This window comes from Actinoplanes sp. DH11, from assembly GCF_020873875.1.
Lineage (GTDB): Bacteria > Actinomycetota > Actinomycetes > Mycobacteriales > Micromonosporaceae > Actinoplanes.
In genome coordinates, this window is the sequence record NZ_JAHWGU010000031.1 from 77,028 (window position 1) to 92,507 (window position 15,480).

The window sequence follows — 15,480 nt, forward strand, 5'->3', positions numbered from 1 at the left end:
CGGGAGCATGGTGATCGGCCGGCTCGGCATGGCGGACCGTGGCGCGCTCGCGCAGGAGTCGCGCGCGTTCCACCACCGCGCCGGCACGCTGACGCCGGCGGTGGAGCGGAACCTCGCCCGGTACGCCGCCGGGGCGCCGTGCGTGCGGGTGGCGCACCAGCCCAACTTCCTGGCCTCGGTGAACGTCGTCGCGCAGGCCGCGGTCTGCCACGACGTGAACCTGCGCGCCGGCGGCGGCCACGCCGAGGTCTTCTTCGTGGTCGACTACGACACCAACGACGACCGGCGCTACCGGCACGCGGCGCTGCCGTCCCTGCTGTCGCGCAGCGGTGTGCACGGTCTGTCCGCGCCGGCGACCGACGTCGCCGGGCTCACCATGTTCCGGGAACCGGCACCGGCACCGGACTTCGTCGCCGCGTGCGTCACCGCCCTGCACGGGTGGGCGGGCCAGCAGGTCGCGCTGCTGCCGGACGTCCGGGCGCGCCGTGGCCTGCGGCACCGCCTCACCCGGGCCGTGTCCTCGCTCACCGCCATCCTGCTCGCCGCGGCGGACCGGGCCTTCTCGCTGGCGGACTTCAACGCGATCGTGCTGAGCGCGACGGTCAACAACGTGCTCGGGCTTCCGACGCTGTTCCTGCCGGGGTCCCGGACGTTCCCCGTCATCAGCGAGGCCATCGAGTCGATCTGGCAGGCCCGTGCCGCGATCGAGCGCGCGTCGGTGACGACCGGGCGCCAGGCGAGCGGCTCCGGTGCCGGCCCGTTGTGGATCGACTGCGAGTGCGGGATGCGCCTGCCGTTGACGGGTGACGTCCGTGCCGACCGGCTGCACTTCGCCTGCCGGCGCTGCGAGGCCGCGGGCACGGTGGACGACACGAATGTGGGGGAGTTCGCGGCCAAAGGCGTCCTGATCCCCCGGGTGACCGCCGACGACCTGCTCGACGGCCTGGTCTGGGGCAACGCGGTCGGCTGCGACTACCGCGGCGGGTTGCCGCATTATCAGCAGTCGGCCCGGGTGGCCCGGGAACTGGGACTGCCGGTGTTGCCGATGCACCTGTCCGCCAGGCGTGCGAGCGCACCGATCGCACCGCTGCTGGGGCCGCAGTTCGCTGCCGCCCTCGAGGACCTGGCTGCCGGCGGGGGCCCGAACCCGGCACACGATCTGGTCTCCGCCGGCCGGACGAGCATGGTGGCCGCTCTGCTGTGGGCGAGCGATCTGGATGCCGGGCGGCTCGCTGCGGACATGGAGCAGGTCGCGCCGCTCAGCCGGTGACGAGCAGGCCGATCACGAACGTCACCAGACCGACGATGATGCCAAGCACGGCCAGCTGGTTGGCGGTCAGCTTCACGGCGTAGCGATCCTCCGCGGTGCGCAGGCGGGTCACCTCGGCGGCCGTGGTCTCGTACCGCTCGTTGATGAGGGCGAGCTCGTCGCCGAGGCCCATCGATTTCGCGTTCAGCGCCGCCTAGTGCTGCTGGGCGTCGGCCAGCTCGCCGGCCGATCGTTGGACCTGCTCGCCGAGCGCGTCGGCGAGCGAACGGTAGCGGTCCAGCAGGTCGCCGATCTCCTCCATCCAGTAGAACGACAGCTGGGCGACGAGTTCGTCGTGCCGCGTGTGCGCGACCGCGGCGGCGGCCATCAGCTTCACGGTGAGCGGCCCGTCGTGCGAGTACTGCTCGACGAACCACTGCGTACCCTTGAGCGCCGCGTCGCGGTTGCCCGGATATCCGGACCGGTTGAGTGCCAGGATCGCCCGCAGCGAGCAGTAACCGGTGATCTCGCGGTGCATGGGACCCCAGGACCCCTCAGTGGACTGGGTCTTCACCAGCCAGGCCGAGGCGCGGTCGACCCGTTCCGGGGTGGGGGAGACCGTCCCGAACGAGCGCAGACCGGAGATGGCGCACGCGGTCTGCCATTCCGCCGGCGCGTGCTGCCCGTTGCTTTCGTCCGGTGACCGGAAACAGGCGGCGTCCTCGTCCCAGAACTCCCAGATCTGGTTGCGGGCACGGCCGGCGAAGGCCGGGTCGTCGTAGCGGTTGAAGACTTCCATCGCGGCGCCGTGGAAGCTGGGACCGAACCAGTACGACGTCCGGTCCGGCCAGTTCTGGCCGACGTGCGAGCGCAGCAGCCGCAGGGCGCGATCGACACACGGGTCGCCGGCGCGATAGCCGCACAGATGCAGCGCGAGCAGGACCTGGCAGCCGTCCCAGATGTCCTCACCCCAGCCGCCGTCGGGCCGCTGCACCGACTCGAGCCACCGCACCGCCTGCTGCACGGCGTGGCCCGGTCCCAGCGCCTCCACGCGGCCGTCGGCCGGTTTGTGGTAGGTGATGCCGATGCGGTCCAGCATGATGATCGTCTGCGCGGTGAAGCAGGGCTTCTGCCGTGGGGCGTCGTCGGAACCCCAGGAACCGTCCGGGTGCTGGCTGGAGAGCGCATCGGTCAGGATCCGCAGCAGGGAGGTGTCCGGGCCGCTCTCGGTCGAGTTCGGATAGGCCACTGCCGCGAAGGCGCTCTGCACCCGGACGGCGCGGTCGCGAAGCGCGGCGGCGGCCAGGGCGAGTTCCGCGCCGGCCTGGCCTGTCCCGCTGCTCAACTGGCCGGGGTTCATGTGGCACTCCCCTCTCTGGGGCGACTGCCGAGCATGGCCTCACCGGGAAGTCACGGACCTGACGCGACCGCCGGTGACTCGCTGGCCATCTAGTCATAACTATATGTTGTTCTTCGTCGTGCCTGATGGGAGTGAGGGTCTTCACTCATACTGACAAATACGTTCAAGTCGCATGAAGGCGGTTCAATACGGGGGCGGGGCGTCCCCCGGTAGGGTCGCGGCGGTCTGCCACCATCACACTTCCGCGCTATCGATCAGCAGACCGGAGGGCACGACAGTGGCGGTGGACGTCGATCTCCCCACGGCCCGGCCGCACCGGCGCCGATGGGCGGGCCCCACAGCGGCGCTCAGCGCGGCCCTCGCGGCAGTCGTCGCGTTCGTGGCGCTGGCGATGCTTTCCGGGGGCCTGCTGGGGTGGAGCCCGCTGCCGCCGGGCTCGCCGGCGGACACCTCGGGCGGCGTGAGCCTGCCCGCCCAGGTCGGCGCCCCCGGATCTGGACCCCGGACGGGACGAAACACCCGATCAGGGCGGCCTCCGTGCTCCTCAGCGGCGACAGCTGGTACGCCGACGGGTCGCAGTTCTACGGTGGCCTCGTCGGCGCCGGAGCCGACGACTACCGGGTTGTCGACAACGACGGCGCGGCCGGGCTGGCGTCGGTGCTGTCACCCGACGGCCGCACACTCGCCTCGGGCGACGGCATCCTGGACATCACCACCGGACGTCGTACGCCGTACCCGCCGGTGTGGGAGAACCGGCACATCGCCGCGCAGGCCTGGTCGCCGGACGGCACCCGGCTGGCGGTGATCAGCCGGCCCGTGGACGACGCACCGTACGCGGCACCGCAGTCCCTGGCCCTGCTCGACGTCGCCACCGGTGCGGTCACCGCACTCGACGACAGCAGCCCGGCACTCGACGGCTGGACGGTGGCGTTCTCGCCCGACGGCACGCGGATCGCGTACCCCTCAGGTGGCCGGATCCGGATCCGCACCCTGGCCTCCGGTGCGGTGACCGCGATCCCGATGCCCGGCGGGGCGGTGCTGGCCGGCAAGGGCAGCTGGACCCGGGACGGCACGAGCCTGCTGGTCGCCACCGCCGAGGCGTGCGAGACCTGCGGCGAACACCCGGTCCGGTGGACCGTCAGCACCCTGTCGGCGTCGACCGGTGCCGTCGCCGGCCCGCGGTATCAGCTCGACGGGGTCCATACGGCGCGGGTGCTCGGCTGGTGGCCCTCCGGCAAGCCGGTGGCCGTCGCGTCCTCACCCGCGTCCGACGGTAGCCTCGCCGATATCGAAGACGTGCGGGTGCTGGAACTGACACCCGGCTCCGGACACACCGAACTGGCGTCGGCCGGCACGGAACACATCGACGTCGCGGACAATGTGCTCGCCGCGGGCGAGCTGCGCGCCGGGCGCCGGCCGCTGACCTCGATGGACCGGCTGGGCACCGGCGCCGCCTGGTTCGTCGGGCTCGCCGCGGTGACGGCCCTGCTGACCGGGGCGTACGCCGTCCGGCAGCGCCGCCGGTCCGTCTGATCTATCCGCCCGGTCCGCCCGATCATCCGTTCCCGCCCGGCACGGCCGTGATTAGCGTCGACGGTGGAAGTCCCGTGGCCGCCGCCGAGCGGAGGGCGTCATGCCGATCCGGAAAATGCTGGCCGGCCTTCTCCTGCTGCTGCTTCTGCTCACCGGTTGCAACGGCGGCGGAGGCGACTCCACCACGCCTGCGGATGAGGTGACCACGGGCGCGGACCCCGGTGACGGCACGGGCATCGGCACCGGGACCGGCGACGTCGCGCAGGAGGGCGGCGGCGAGGAACCGGCCGAGGAGGGTGCGGGCCCGGAGAAGCCAGCCCCGGAGACCAAGCGGCCCTACGCCGAACTGCCGCAACTGCCCGCCGGAAGCGGCGACAACTCCACCGGCCCCGTGGACGAGCCCTACTGCGTAGGGGTGAGTCTGCTGGCGTCCGTCACCGACGGCGTGGAGGTCGAAGTGACAGGCGTCGACCTGCAGGGTGAGCAGTTCGACCTGAGCCAAGGGTCCGGGTGCGACGACCGGCCGGCCTGCCTCGGATACACGTTCACCGTCGACGACTCGCAATGCTCCGTGGTGGTGACACCGCTCGCCGCGGGCGACCCGGCCGGCGACGGACCCGAGGGCCAGCTCGAACTGGCCGGCAGCGCCTGGTGCAGCGGCGGGGACCTGCAGGTGTGCGCGGAATGGCGGTCCGCCGCGGACGCCCAGCAGGACCGGACGATTCCGCTGTACCTGCCGGACGCCGAGCCGGAGGAGTCGCCGTCCGCGTCGCCGTCCTCGTCGCCGGAGGAGTCGCCGACCGCCGAGGAGACGACCGAGCCCGTCCCAGCCGCGTCAGCGGATGAGTGATACCGAACAGGTCCGCGGCACGCTGACCCGCTGGGCGGAGGCGATCGGCCCCGTCACCCTGATCGGCGCGGTGCTGTTCTACTTCGGCTACGTCTCCTCCCGCGCCCAGTACGAGTACTTCGGCGTCGACGTCGACGTCATCGGCCTGGGCACCCAGGACTACATCATGCGCAGCCCGCAACCGCTGCTGGTGCCGCTGCTCACCATCACCCTGGCCGGCGTGTGCGGCCTGCTGATCCACCTGGCCGTCCACCGGCGGCTCACCGCCACCGAGCGCCGGCCGACGCGGGCGATCCGGGCCGCCGGCGCCACCGGCGTCGCCCTGCTCGGTGTCGCGGTGGTCCTGCTTTTCGCGTACGGCCTGATCCGGGACTGGGTGCTGTACGCGCTTGTCACGCCGCTTCTGGTGATCGCCGGTGCCGGCCTGATCGCGTACGCGTGGCGGCTCACCGAGTTGACCGCGGAACCGGCCACCGACGACACCGGGCCGGGCCCGACACTGCGCCGCTCCGCGCGTTTGCTGCTGTACCTGCTGCTGATCGCCGCCACGTTGTGGACCACCGCGACCGTCGCCCAGTGGTCCGGCCGGGGCCTGGCACGCGACTTCGCGGCCCGGCCGGAGCATCTGCCGCGGGTCATCCTGGACACCAAGGAACGCCTCTACCTGCGTGACGGAACCGTCGAGGAGTCCCGCCTGCCGCCGGCCGAGGACCAGGAGTTCCGCTACCGGTACCGCCGGCTGCGGCTGCTGGTGATCGGCCAGGACCGGATGTTCCTGGTCCCGGAGGTGTGGTCGGCCAGCAACTCCACCCTGGTGGTGCCGATCGACGACACGGTCCGCGTCCAGTTCCAGTACCAGAACGACAACCCCGGCGCTTGAGCCGCGCGCGAGACGCCCCCAGCAGCGGTACCCGGCCTGCGTCGCTGCGCTGGTAAGGCCAGTGCTGCGCCTGCGCGGCATCCCCCCGCAGTATCACCAGGCGCCGGTTGTGCCTCTAACAGCGATCGAGAAAATGAAGCCGGTGGAGCTGCTCTGCCGAACCCCGCTGGTGGCTCGGCCACCGAACGAGATCCAGTCACTCCACGGCCCGGCCCCGCCGACGAGCCTTGTCGGCTGGGTGCGCCGGCCATCTCTCAGCTTGCCGTTTAACCTCCGCCGCTGGCCTGGCGCCGCTGCGGATCAGCTCAGTTCGTCACCACCGGCAACTACGGTGAGTGCTGTAGATGAGCCGGTGCCGTCGGCGACGAGTCCCGAGAGCGCGCTGTCTGCGGCAGTTGCGCGTTCTTGATGCCCTGACTCAGGGAGCTTTGGGAGTCAGGAACTCAAGGCGGTTGCCGTGGATGTCGTGGGTGTGGAATCGGCGCATACCCGGGATCTCGTCGTCGCCCCAGATCACTTGGTAGCCAGCCTTAGTAAGGCGCTGAGCCAGAGCGTCCAGCTCGGGCCAGAGCAGGCCGGGGTGTGCCTTCTGGGCAGGACGAAAGTCCTTCTCGACACCGAGGTGTAGTTCAATGCCTGCTCCCGTGAACCAGCAACCGCCCCGGACGGCGAGGGCTGGCGGTTTGGGCTTCTCGATGAGGCCGAGGACGCCGGAGTAGAAGCCGCGGGAGGCTTCCTCACTGTCGGGTGGGCAGGCCAGCTGTACATGGTGGATCATGCGCATATATTAGCAAGACGTACGTACGGTTTTGTAGAAGCGGCTTGCACGTTGTTTCGAAGGTTCGCTGGCGATGCGTTCGGATTAGCATCACCGTGACGGGGATGCGACCGGCAGCCATGAAGCGCAGCAGGCCAGGAGTCGCGCTAGCTGCGGAAACAGGTTGCGAGACAGCCACTTAACTTGTCGTTTAACCTCCGGCTCCGCCCCACTCCGCCGCGGACTGGACCGCTGCGTCATCAACGGTGACTACAGCGAGTGCCGGCCAGCGCGCTGGGCGCGGACAGAGACGGACGGAGCGCGCGTTCTCTGCGGCAAGAGTGTGCATCGAGCACTGGGCTTCGACAATGGCATCTCACTGGATTTTGGCTGTCTGATACAGCTGATCGAAAATGATCTGGTCGACCGGTGACACTCGGTGGCGGTCGGCGTAAACCAGCCAGCCGATCTCCTCGATCTCACTGTTCGGCCTCAGGTTTCCTCGATAGTCGGCTGTGTAGCACGTCATGCGCACCATGGTTCCCTCCGTCTGCCCATGAGCCTGCGCGTGGAACGTGCCGGCATGCGTGACACTGTCGGCGACGATGGTGACATCGAGTTCTTCGTGAATCTCGCGCACGAGAGTGTCGAGGTCGCTTTCGCCTGGCTCTCGTTTGCCGCCTGGCAGGTAGTAGACGTCTTTGCCGATGGAGCGGGTGCTCAGGATCGCACCGTCCTTCAGATGGATCCAAGCGATCTTGTCGATCATGGCCCGCTTCAGCCTCCTCGGTTGTGGGTGGGCATAGTTAAGCCGCACGGGCGACTTCGCCCACATGTGGTGGGCGGCGGGTGTGTTAGGTCAGATGAGCGGTGTCATTGAGGTGGACGACTTCACGGTTGTGAAAGAAGTCGTCCTCGCGCAGCGATGTGATGCTGCCGGACGAGACCCGGAAGCTGACGAATCCGGCTGCGTGGACGGGCATGCCGATCCAGGCTGCGATGAGGAACGTAGCCGTGCCTCCGTGCGTGACCACGATCTGATTCTCGATTCTCGATCGCAGAATACGATCCAGGGCTGCGTAGGCCCGGACGGCCTGTTGCCACTTCGTCTCGGCGCCCGACACGCCCTCGTCATGACGCATCCGTTCACCGCCGGCAGGCGGTGGGATGAACCGCTCGTCCAGCCACGCCTGAGGCCGTCCACCCGCCTCACCGTAGGATTTCTCGCGCAGATCATTGTCGAGGACCACATCGATGCAAAGCCGCTTCGCAATGATGTCTGCCGTACGCCGTGTGCGCATCAGGTCCGACGAGAACATTTCGACCGGGGCATCTACCGGGAGCCGGCCAACCAGTGCTTCGGCGATCTTTGCGGCCTGTGCCAGCCCACTGTCGGTGAGGTCGGAGTCGAACCAGCCGCCGACCAGCCCATCGACGTGGTGTGTCGCCTCAGGATGTGTGACCACGTAGACGTTCCTCAACCCAGGCCTCCTCGAGGTGTGAACTGTCGTTGCCAGACCGACCGCTGAGCTCGCTGTTCGCCCGGTTCCGCGGCGGCGACTCCGTGTTCCGCTCTGACGCTATCAAGCCTCAAAGAGGTGTCGACTCCGCGCTGCTGGGATGGGATTCGAGCATCCCCCGAGAATCGATATCCACCGTATCGGTGGTGGGCCAGCTGGAATGGTGCATCCCGCCGAAGGTTTACTGCCGCCGGAAGTCGAGAATTATCCCCATCGCATTCGTGTCGACCCGACGGTGGCCCATCAGCAATGAGGTCGGTGGGATGGTGAGGCGCGACCCTGGAATCGCCCGGCGAAGCACTCAACTCGGCAAATCCGTGCACCCCTAGGGTACCGCCGCCGAGTCGCCTGGCTGTGACCCAGCGTCATCCGGCGCCCGGGTAGGTGACGCTTCGGCATGCTGGCGCCCGCGGAGCCGTGTCCGCGCCTATCGATGATCGTTGTGGCGGTCGTGACGGACAGGGCGGAAGCGATCGATGTGTTGGCGGTTCCGTGAGCAGCTCTACCGATGCATGACCAGGCGGGCCGACGCGTTGTTCGAGCTGACCGAAGCCCTGCTGTGCACCGAAGGGCCGGTCAAGACGCTGGTCGGGCTGTCCCTCGCCCCGGAGCACCGGCGGGCCACGGCGCCATGTACGACGCGCTGAATGCGGGGCGCATCGACGTCGCGTCGCTGCGCCGACAGTTGGCCGGGTTGCCGTTGCCGCGGGCGGCGGACGGCCGCCTGGTCCTCGCGGTGGATGTCTCGCCGTGGCTGCGGCCGGACGGCGACTGCAGTCCGCAGCGTTCCTTCTGCCACACCTACGGGCGCGGCAAGGACGAACACCGGATGATCCCGGGCTGGCCGTACTCGATCGTCGCTGCCTTGGAGACCGGACGCACCTCGTGGGCCGCCCTGCTCGACGCGGTCCGGCTACCGCCCGGCGCGGACGTCACCACGATCACCTGCGCGCAGATCCGCCAGCTCGTCGACCGCCTCACCGCCGCCGGGCAGTGGCAGGCCGGCGACCGCGACATCCTCATCGTGCTCGACGCCGGCTACGAGGCCCCGCGCATCGCCTGGCTGCTGCGGGACCTGCCCGTGGAGATCCTCGGCCGGATGCGCTCCGACCGGGTGCTGCGCTGTGCGACCCCACCCCGCGTCTACCAGCCACTGGGCGGCCGGCCAAGCACGGCGGCGAGTTCGTGTTCGGCGACCCCGCCACCCGGGACACCGGACACGCGGTCACGCACACCGACACCCGGCTCTACGGCCAGGTTCGGGGGCAAACCTGGGACCGGCTGCACCCACGACTGACCCGCCGCGCCGCCTGGGTGGATCACGACGGGCCGCTGCCGGTCATCGAGGGCACGGTCATTCGGCTTACCGTCGAGCACCTGCCCAGCCGCGGCGAGCCGAAGCCGCTCTGGCTGTGGTGGTCCAAGATCGACGCCACCGCTGCTGACGTCGACCGGTGCTGGCAGGCATTCCTGCGCCGCTTCGACATCGAGCACACCTTCCGACTGCTCAAACAGACCCTCGGCGGGACCGCCCCGCAGCTGCGCGAGCCCGCAGCCGCGGACCGCTGGACGTGGCTGATCCTGACCGCGCATACTCAGCTGCGTCTCGCCCGGCCCCTCGCACAAGACCTGCGCCGCCCTGGGAACGCCCGATGGCGCCTGAGCGGCTCACCCCGGCCCGGGTGCGGCGCGGGTTTCGGAACCTCCGAGCGACCAGCGGCTCACCCGGGCGTGCGCCTAAACCCAGCCACCCTGGCCCCGGACGCCCGCCCGGCTCCCGCAAGCGGCAGCACGCTGCCCGTCACGACGTCGGACTCATCCTGGTCACCGGCCAGGCACATCAGGGACCGGCCCATCACAAGAAAGGCACCAAGCCCCGCCGCGCTGGTTAAAAGACAAGCTCAGAACCTGTCGTCTGCGGGCCTACTATCGGATCAGTCAAATGAGCCGTGACCGCGATGTGGTCGTCGCGGTCACGCTCAACCCGGCCCAGGTGCCCGTTGGTTCGCAGTTCAGATTCTTGGAGGGTGGGCACCTGATCACCGGCGTCTTACTTCGTCAGGGGTGTACGGAGGTCGTTGGACAGTGCGATTGTCTCGTCCTCGGGCTGCGCGTCTAGTTCGGCTAACGCGGCCGTGACGGCGCGCAGCAGTGTGCGGACGCCGTCGGTGTCGCCGGTGGCGTGGCGGGCGCGCATGGCGGTGCGGTAGAGCTGCTCGTTGTAGCGGTCCAGGGTGATTGCCTTGTCGAGTAGTGCGCTGGCGGCTTGTGGATCGGTGGGCAGAAGGTCTTCGGCCAGGTGGAGGTGGGCTTGGATACCCCATTGGCGCACGCGTTCGCGGTGCGGGTCGACCCATTCGTAGTCGTAGCCGTCGGCAAGCGGGGCGGTGTAGAGCTCGCAGGCTTCGCGTAGCAGCTCGATGCGTGCTGGCGGGGATGCGAGTTGGGCTTGGTTGAGTAGGTCGCGCAGTCGCCAGATGTCGACCTCGACGGTGGTGGGGTCGAGGCGGTAGCGGGCGCCGGCTCCTCGTTTGAGCAGGTAGCCGCCTTGGATGGGGCCGGCGGCGCGGCCGAGGACGTGGCGCAGGTTGGAGGCGTTGGTGTGGACTTGTTGGGCGGCTTGGCGGCGGCGGACGTCGGGGAGTAGGTGTTCGGCGATGGCGTCGGTGTCGGCGCCGTCGGGGTGGCAGGCGAGGTAGACGCCGAGTTCGGCGGCTTTGGCGCGCAGGTTGTTGCCGGGCCTGGTCAGGTCGTCGACGCGGGGGGTGCCGAGGACGCGGAGGTGGGCGCGAGTGTCGGCTGGTGCGGTCGATGGCGATGCGGGCACCGAGGGCTCGGGTGCCGGGGGTTCGGGCGGCTGTTCGGTTGTGGTGGGTGTGCCGGTGTGGGCTTCGCGGATGGTGTCGAGCAGGGCGAGCGCGTCGGCGCGGGTGATGACGGCCGGGGCTGGGTCGCTGTCGGCGGTGAGGGTGTGTCCGGGCCAGGGGCCGAGGAGCACGGTGGTGACGTCGAGTCCTTCGGCGAGGCCGAGGGTGATGTCGGTGCGGCGGCCGGTGGCGTCGGCGGCGCTGCCGATGACCAGCAGCGGCGGTACGGCTTCTTCGGTGGGTGCCTGGTCACGGAGTGCGGCGAGGTCAGTGACGTCGTGTTCGTCGAGCAGTCGGGCGCGGTGCAGCAGGTGGCTGTCGACGACGGTGAGGGTCTCGGCGAAGTCGCCGGTGACGTGTAGCCGGCTCCAGCCGGTGACGTCGGCGCCGAGCAGGGCGGTGAGGGTGGCGCGGTCGATGATGACTTCGGCCCGCTGCTGGGGGTCGTCGATGCTGCCGCTGGTCAGGGCGGTGATGAGCAGGCCGCGGGCGATGCCGTGGGCGTCGGGTCCGTCGACGCCGACGATGCCGGTGGGCAGGGCCGCGGTCGACGGTGTGTCGCGGTCGCTGTGGCGTTGGATGGTGGGCAGCGGTTCGGGCAGCGGCGGCGCCGGCAGGCTGGGGACCGGGCCGGGTTGGGGGGTGAAGCGGCGGCGGTGTTGCCGCCAGAGCAGGGCGGCGGTGGCACTGAGCGCGGCGGCCAGGGCCCAGGGAATGAGGCTGCCGCTGGGCAGGTGCAGGCCGTCGGTGTCGGCGTGCGGCCCGGTGGGTGCCTCGCTGGGGGAGGAGGACGCCGATGCGCTGGACGGCACGGCGTTGGGTGGCGAGGCTTTGGGCGGTGGGGCATAGGGCGGTGACGGGACAGTCGTGCTCGGCGATCCCGTCGACGCGGTCGACGGGGGTGATGCCGGTGTGGTCGGTGCGCCCACCGATGGCGCCGGCGGGGCCGATGTTCCCGGCGTGGGTGCCGGCGGCGGGGTGGAGGTGCTCGGGGTCGTAGGTGTGGCCCGCGGCTCGGGTTCGTGCCGCGGGGGTGTGGGTCGGGTGGCCGTGGGCGGTTGGGCGTCGTCGGGTAGGCGCAGTTCCCAGCCGGGCTGGATGAGGTCGCAGTCGGTGAGTTTCGCGCCGGTGGCGACGTGGTGGTGCCGGTTGAGGCGGCAGATCTCCGGCCAGCGGTCGCTGTCTCCTAGCCATCGGCGGGAGATCTTGGACAGGGTGTCGCCGCGTTTGACCTCGTACACGTGCTGGGTGTCGCCGACCAGGACGGTGATGGTGCCCGCCTGCAGTGCCCCTTGGCCGGGTGTGGCGGTGTCGGTCGCGGTGGCCGCCACTGGCGCCGTGCTGGCGGGCCCGCCGCCGTGCGGGGTGCCGATGAGGGCGACGGCTGCGCTGCCGGCGAGGCCGAACAGCAGGCGGTGCAGCGGTGTGGGGAGTCGCCAGCGGGGGATGCGCCAGCCGACGGCGATGCGCAGCAGGCTTCCGGCCAACAGCAGCATCAGCACAGCCCACAGCGCCCACAGCAGCAGGACGACGGCGGTGACGATGGCGGCCGGTTCGGGTTGGTAGCCGTCGGCGTTGACGAACGCGGTGACGGTGTCCCAGGACGGCAGGAGTGCGGCCGGTGCGCCGAACAGCCAGGTGAGCAGGGTCGGGGGTGCGACGGTCAGCGCGGCCACGCCTGTCATGGCGCGGAGCAGTGCGAGGGCGCGTCGGGTTTTTCCCGGTCGGGGGCGGGATGGTTCGGTGGTGGCGGTCCAGACGCTGTTCTGGCGGGCGTAGCTGGCGGCTTTGCGGTGCACGTGCTCGTCGGTCATCAGGGTGTTGTCTTTACCGGGGATCCGCCTTTGCGATCCATTAAGTTGATGTCTGTCTATCGCCATATGAAGAGGAATGTTATTCGGACTCCTCGCGGATCATCCTTTTGCGACACTGCCCGGCATGTCTGCTCACCTGGCCGTCGACATCGCTGCCTGGTGGACGAGCGCGGTCTACGAGACTGGCGGCGGCGTGCACCCGGTGATCTTCGACGGGCAGCCTCGGCTGCCCAGCGGGGTACGCCTGGACCCGCCGTCGGTCGGCGTCGCGGCACTCGCCGCCGGTATGACGGATCCGGACGGCTACCTGCCGGATCCGATGGCGGCGCTGCACGCCGGTGGGGGACAGGACGCGGTCGCGGCCGTGTCGGCGGTGCTGTGTCATGTCGCGGTCGTCGCAGCCGCGCAGTCGGGGACAGCGATAACCGCCCTCACCGTCGTCACCGCCCAGGGTTGGGGGCACCGGGCTCGGCAGCGCCTGCAGCAGGCCGCCACCCTGGCCGGGCTGCCCGAACCGAACCTGGTCACCGCCGCGGCCGCGGCAGCGGCCGGCGTGGACGGACCCGGCCGGTTCGTTGTGGTCGGCACCGCCCGGCCGCACCTGGCAGTCCTCGACGTGGCCAACGGATACCAGCAGCTCGCCGCCGCCGTAGTCCTCAACCCCGACGCCCCGGCCGTCGACGACGCCCTCACCCCCGCCGCAGTTGCCGGCGGCGACTGGCGCCTGGCCCGCGAAGTCGACCAGGCCCGGGCCAACTTGGCGGTCCACCCGCGGGCGTCGCTGCTGCTACCTGAACCGCACCCGCCCGCCGTGCTGAGCCGCGACGACGTGACCGCGGCCGCCGCACCGCACCTGGACGGGCTCAAAGAACATGTCGAGCAGTTGCTCGCCGACGCCGACCTCGACGCCGGCGACATCAGCACGGTCGTGTTGGTCGGCGACGACCCCGTCGTGGGCGCCCTCGAGGCCGGCCTGGGCGGCGCGGGACTACCCGCGGCGACCACCCTGCGCGACCCGCACGCGATACCGCGCGGTGCGCTGCGCATCACCCAACCCCTTGTTGGCGGCGCAGCGCAGCAGACGGCGGCGACGGTACGGCTACCGCGGACCCGGCTCACCCTGGCCAACCTGATGCGCATCGCGGTCCTGGCGGCGTGTTCGGTGGCGTTGCTGTTCCAGACCATCGCCACCGCCGACACGTGGACTCGCGGGATCGACATCACCGACGTGGCACTGCCGGTGGAAAACCTCGGTGTCGCCGCCGCGCTGGCCGCGCTCACCGCCTGGGCCGCCGCCCAGCTCGTACCGACCACGTGGATCCTGTCGTCGCACGCCGACGACCCCGCCACCACGGGGGCGCTGCTGCGACGCGGCTACTTGGGTGCCGCCGTACTCGGCCTGGTCCTGGCTGGGCTGTGGGGTATGGGCACCGGCGTCGGTGTCGGTTTCACCAACGACAGCTACCTCAACACCGCACTGACCTGGGCCGCGCCCATCAGTGCCAGTGCGGCCGTGATCGCCGTGATCGCACCGCGCATCCCGGCGGCGTGCCTGCCGGACTGGCTGCGCCGCACCAGCCCACCGGTGCTCACCATCGCGCTGGGCGCCGCCGGCATCTACCTGCAGCAGGCCGCGAACTCGCTCAGCTTTCCGGTTGACCTGATCGGCATGGTCGGCTTCACCCAAACCGTTGGTGCCGCACTGCTCGGGGTCGCGACCGCGCTGCTGGCCACACGCCAACCACTGCTGCGCATCATCACCGCGCTCATCCTCGGGGCCGGCTACGCCCTCGTTGCCGACGTCCGCACCGACCAATACCTCACCACCGCCTGGCTGATTGTCATGGCCTGGTGGGCGATCACGACCACCGCAACGACGGTACGCACCGCCCTCCCCGCAGGGTGGCCGCGAGGATGGATCACCCCTACGGCGTGAATACCCGACGTCAAGCAGTTTCTTGGCGCGCGCCCCAACGAAGGGGTGCAACGTGCCGATCTGGGGGTCCGGTGCGCCGATCGGCCCATGATTACCGCATACGCCGCCGAGCCCGGTCACGGCGATCTCGGATTCGACCTGGACGAGGTGATCGCGGCGTTCGCCGTCGAACCGTACGCCGTCGGCGGCTTGCCGAGTTTGCGACGCATCCGTAGGTCTCGGCATCCCCCTCTGTGCTGGGGCGGCCGACGGGCACAAACATCGATCGGTCTGATGTAATTGCCCTCACGGGGGTTAAGGACATCGATGTCCGGGTCATCGCCCCCTCCGGCACCGCCCGGCTTCTTTGCACCGCGGGCCGACGAAGAGGAGTCGATGCATGGACCGGAAGGACGAGGCTGCTCTCGAGTTCGAGGAGTTGCCCGATGTCGCCGGCTCGGGGCTCAGCGCCCTGATGAACCCCGACCCGAAGATGGAACGAGCAATCCGTGATCTCATCGCTCGGCTCGATCACCCGTCGGAGGTGACCTTCGGTTGGAACAGTTTTCTGGACTCCGAGTGCACCGCCTCCAAGAACACGAGTTCGAACGGCTAGCCAGCAGCCGCCCGGATCCTGAGCTGACAGTCAGTCTGCAGAGGTCGCGGGGCAGTCAGACGATTCTGCTTCTCAGTCACATCCTGCGCACCGGGCAGCATGCTGAGGCCGCGACAATA

General features: G+C 70.0%; 12 protein-coding genes and 1 pseudogene. 7 read left to right on the forward strand and 6 right to left on the reverse strand.

Translation table 11 applies throughout. The annotated features are described in order from the left end of the window. Positions 1-7: 7 nt before the first annotated feature. Positions 8-1,270: a hypothetical protein gene (locus LPA41_RS33770; protein ID WP_229075186.1), complete on the forward strand. Its 1,263-nt coding sequence runs from the start codon at positions 8-10 to the stop codon at positions 1,268-1,270. Here LPA41_RS33770 and LPA41_RS33775 read toward each other — a convergent pair. Continuing rightward, positions 1,260-1,442, reverse strand: a complete 183-nt coding sequence (locus tag LPA41_RS33775) for a hypothetical protein (RefSeq protein WP_229075187.1) — start codon at positions 1,440-1,442, stop codon at positions 1,260-1,262. The two genes, LPA41_RS33770 and LPA41_RS33775, sit on opposite strands and share 11 nt — an antisense overlap. Before the next feature lie 21 nt (positions 1,443-1,463). Next, positions 1,464-2,609, reverse strand: coding sequence for a prenyltransferase/squalene oxidase repeat-containing protein (locus LPA41_RS33780; RefSeq protein ID WP_229075188.1), 1,146 nt, complete (start codon positions 2,607-2,609; stop codon positions 1,464-1,466). Between the two features lie 537 nt (positions 2,610-3,146). Here LPA41_RS33780 and LPA41_RS33785 point away from each other — a divergent pair. From LPA41_RS33785 to LPA41_RS33795, 3 genes are all read left to right on the forward strand, one after another. Then, a complete protein-coding gene (locus LPA41_RS33785) occupies positions 3,147-4,142 on the forward strand; it encodes a WD40 repeat domain-containing protein (protein WP_229075189.1) in 996 nt (331 codons plus the stop codon). A 100-nt stretch (positions 4,143-4,242) separates the two neighbouring features. Continuing rightward, entirely contained in the window at positions 4,243-4,992 is a 750-nt protein-coding gene (locus LPA41_RS33790) for a hypothetical protein (RefSeq protein ID WP_229075190.1), read from the forward strand. Continuing rightward, on the forward strand, positions 4,985-5,872 hold the full coding sequence (locus tag LPA41_RS33795) for a hypothetical protein (RefSeq protein WP_229075191.1): 888 nt from the start codon (positions 4,985-4,987) through the stop codon (positions 5,870-5,872). Before LPA41_RS33790 ends, LPA41_RS33795 begins: the two co-directional genes overlap by 8 nt. A 418-nt stretch (positions 5,873-6,290) precedes the next feature. Here the strand turns inward: LPA41_RS33795 and LPA41_RS33800 are convergent, their stop codons facing one another. The 3 genes from LPA41_RS33800 to LPA41_RS33810 form a co-directional block, all read right to left on the reverse strand. Then, on the reverse strand, positions 6,291-6,650 hold the full coding sequence (locus tag LPA41_RS33800; RefSeq protein WP_229075192.1) for a glyoxalase: 360 nt from the start codon (positions 6,648-6,650) through the stop codon (positions 6,291-6,293). 355 nt (positions 6,651-7,005) lie between these two features. Further along, on the reverse strand, positions 7,006-7,398 hold the full coding sequence (locus LPA41_RS33805) for an NUDIX domain-containing protein (protein WP_229075193.1): 393 nt from the start codon (positions 7,396-7,398) through the stop codon (positions 7,006-7,008). 85 nt (positions 7,399-7,483) lie between these two features. After that, positions 7,484-8,110 (reverse strand): histidine phosphatase family protein, encoded by a 627-nt coding sequence (locus LPA41_RS33810; protein ID WP_229075194.1) that lies wholly within the window; start codon positions 8,108-8,110, stop codon positions 7,484-7,486. A 472-nt stretch (positions 8,111-8,582) separates the two neighbouring features. Here LPA41_RS33810 and LPA41_RS42560 point away from each other — a divergent pair. After that, positions 8,583-10,041, forward strand: a pseudogene (locus LPA41_RS42560) (NF041680 family putative transposase). 158 nt (positions 10,042-10,199) lie between these two features. Here the strand turns inward: LPA41_RS42560 and LPA41_RS42565 are convergent. Then, on the reverse strand, positions 10,200-12,830 hold the full coding sequence (locus tag LPA41_RS42565) for a BTAD domain-containing putative transcriptional regulator (RefSeq protein WP_304523814.1): 2,631 nt from the start codon (positions 12,828-12,830) through the stop codon (positions 10,200-10,202). 124 nt (positions 12,831-12,954) lie between these two features. Between LPA41_RS42565 and LPA41_RS33845 the strand changes: the two genes are divergently transcribed. Then, positions 12,955-14,766, forward strand: a complete 1,812-nt coding sequence (locus LPA41_RS33845; RefSeq protein ID WP_229075200.1) for a hypothetical protein — start codon at positions 12,955-12,957, stop codon at positions 14,764-14,766. 379 nt (positions 14,767-15,145) lie between these two features. Further along, positions 15,146-15,361: a hypothetical protein gene (locus LPA41_RS33850; RefSeq protein WP_229075206.1), complete on the forward strand. Its 216-nt coding sequence runs from the start codon at positions 15,146-15,148 to the stop codon at positions 15,359-15,361. Positions 15,362-15,480 lie beyond the last annotated feature (119 nt).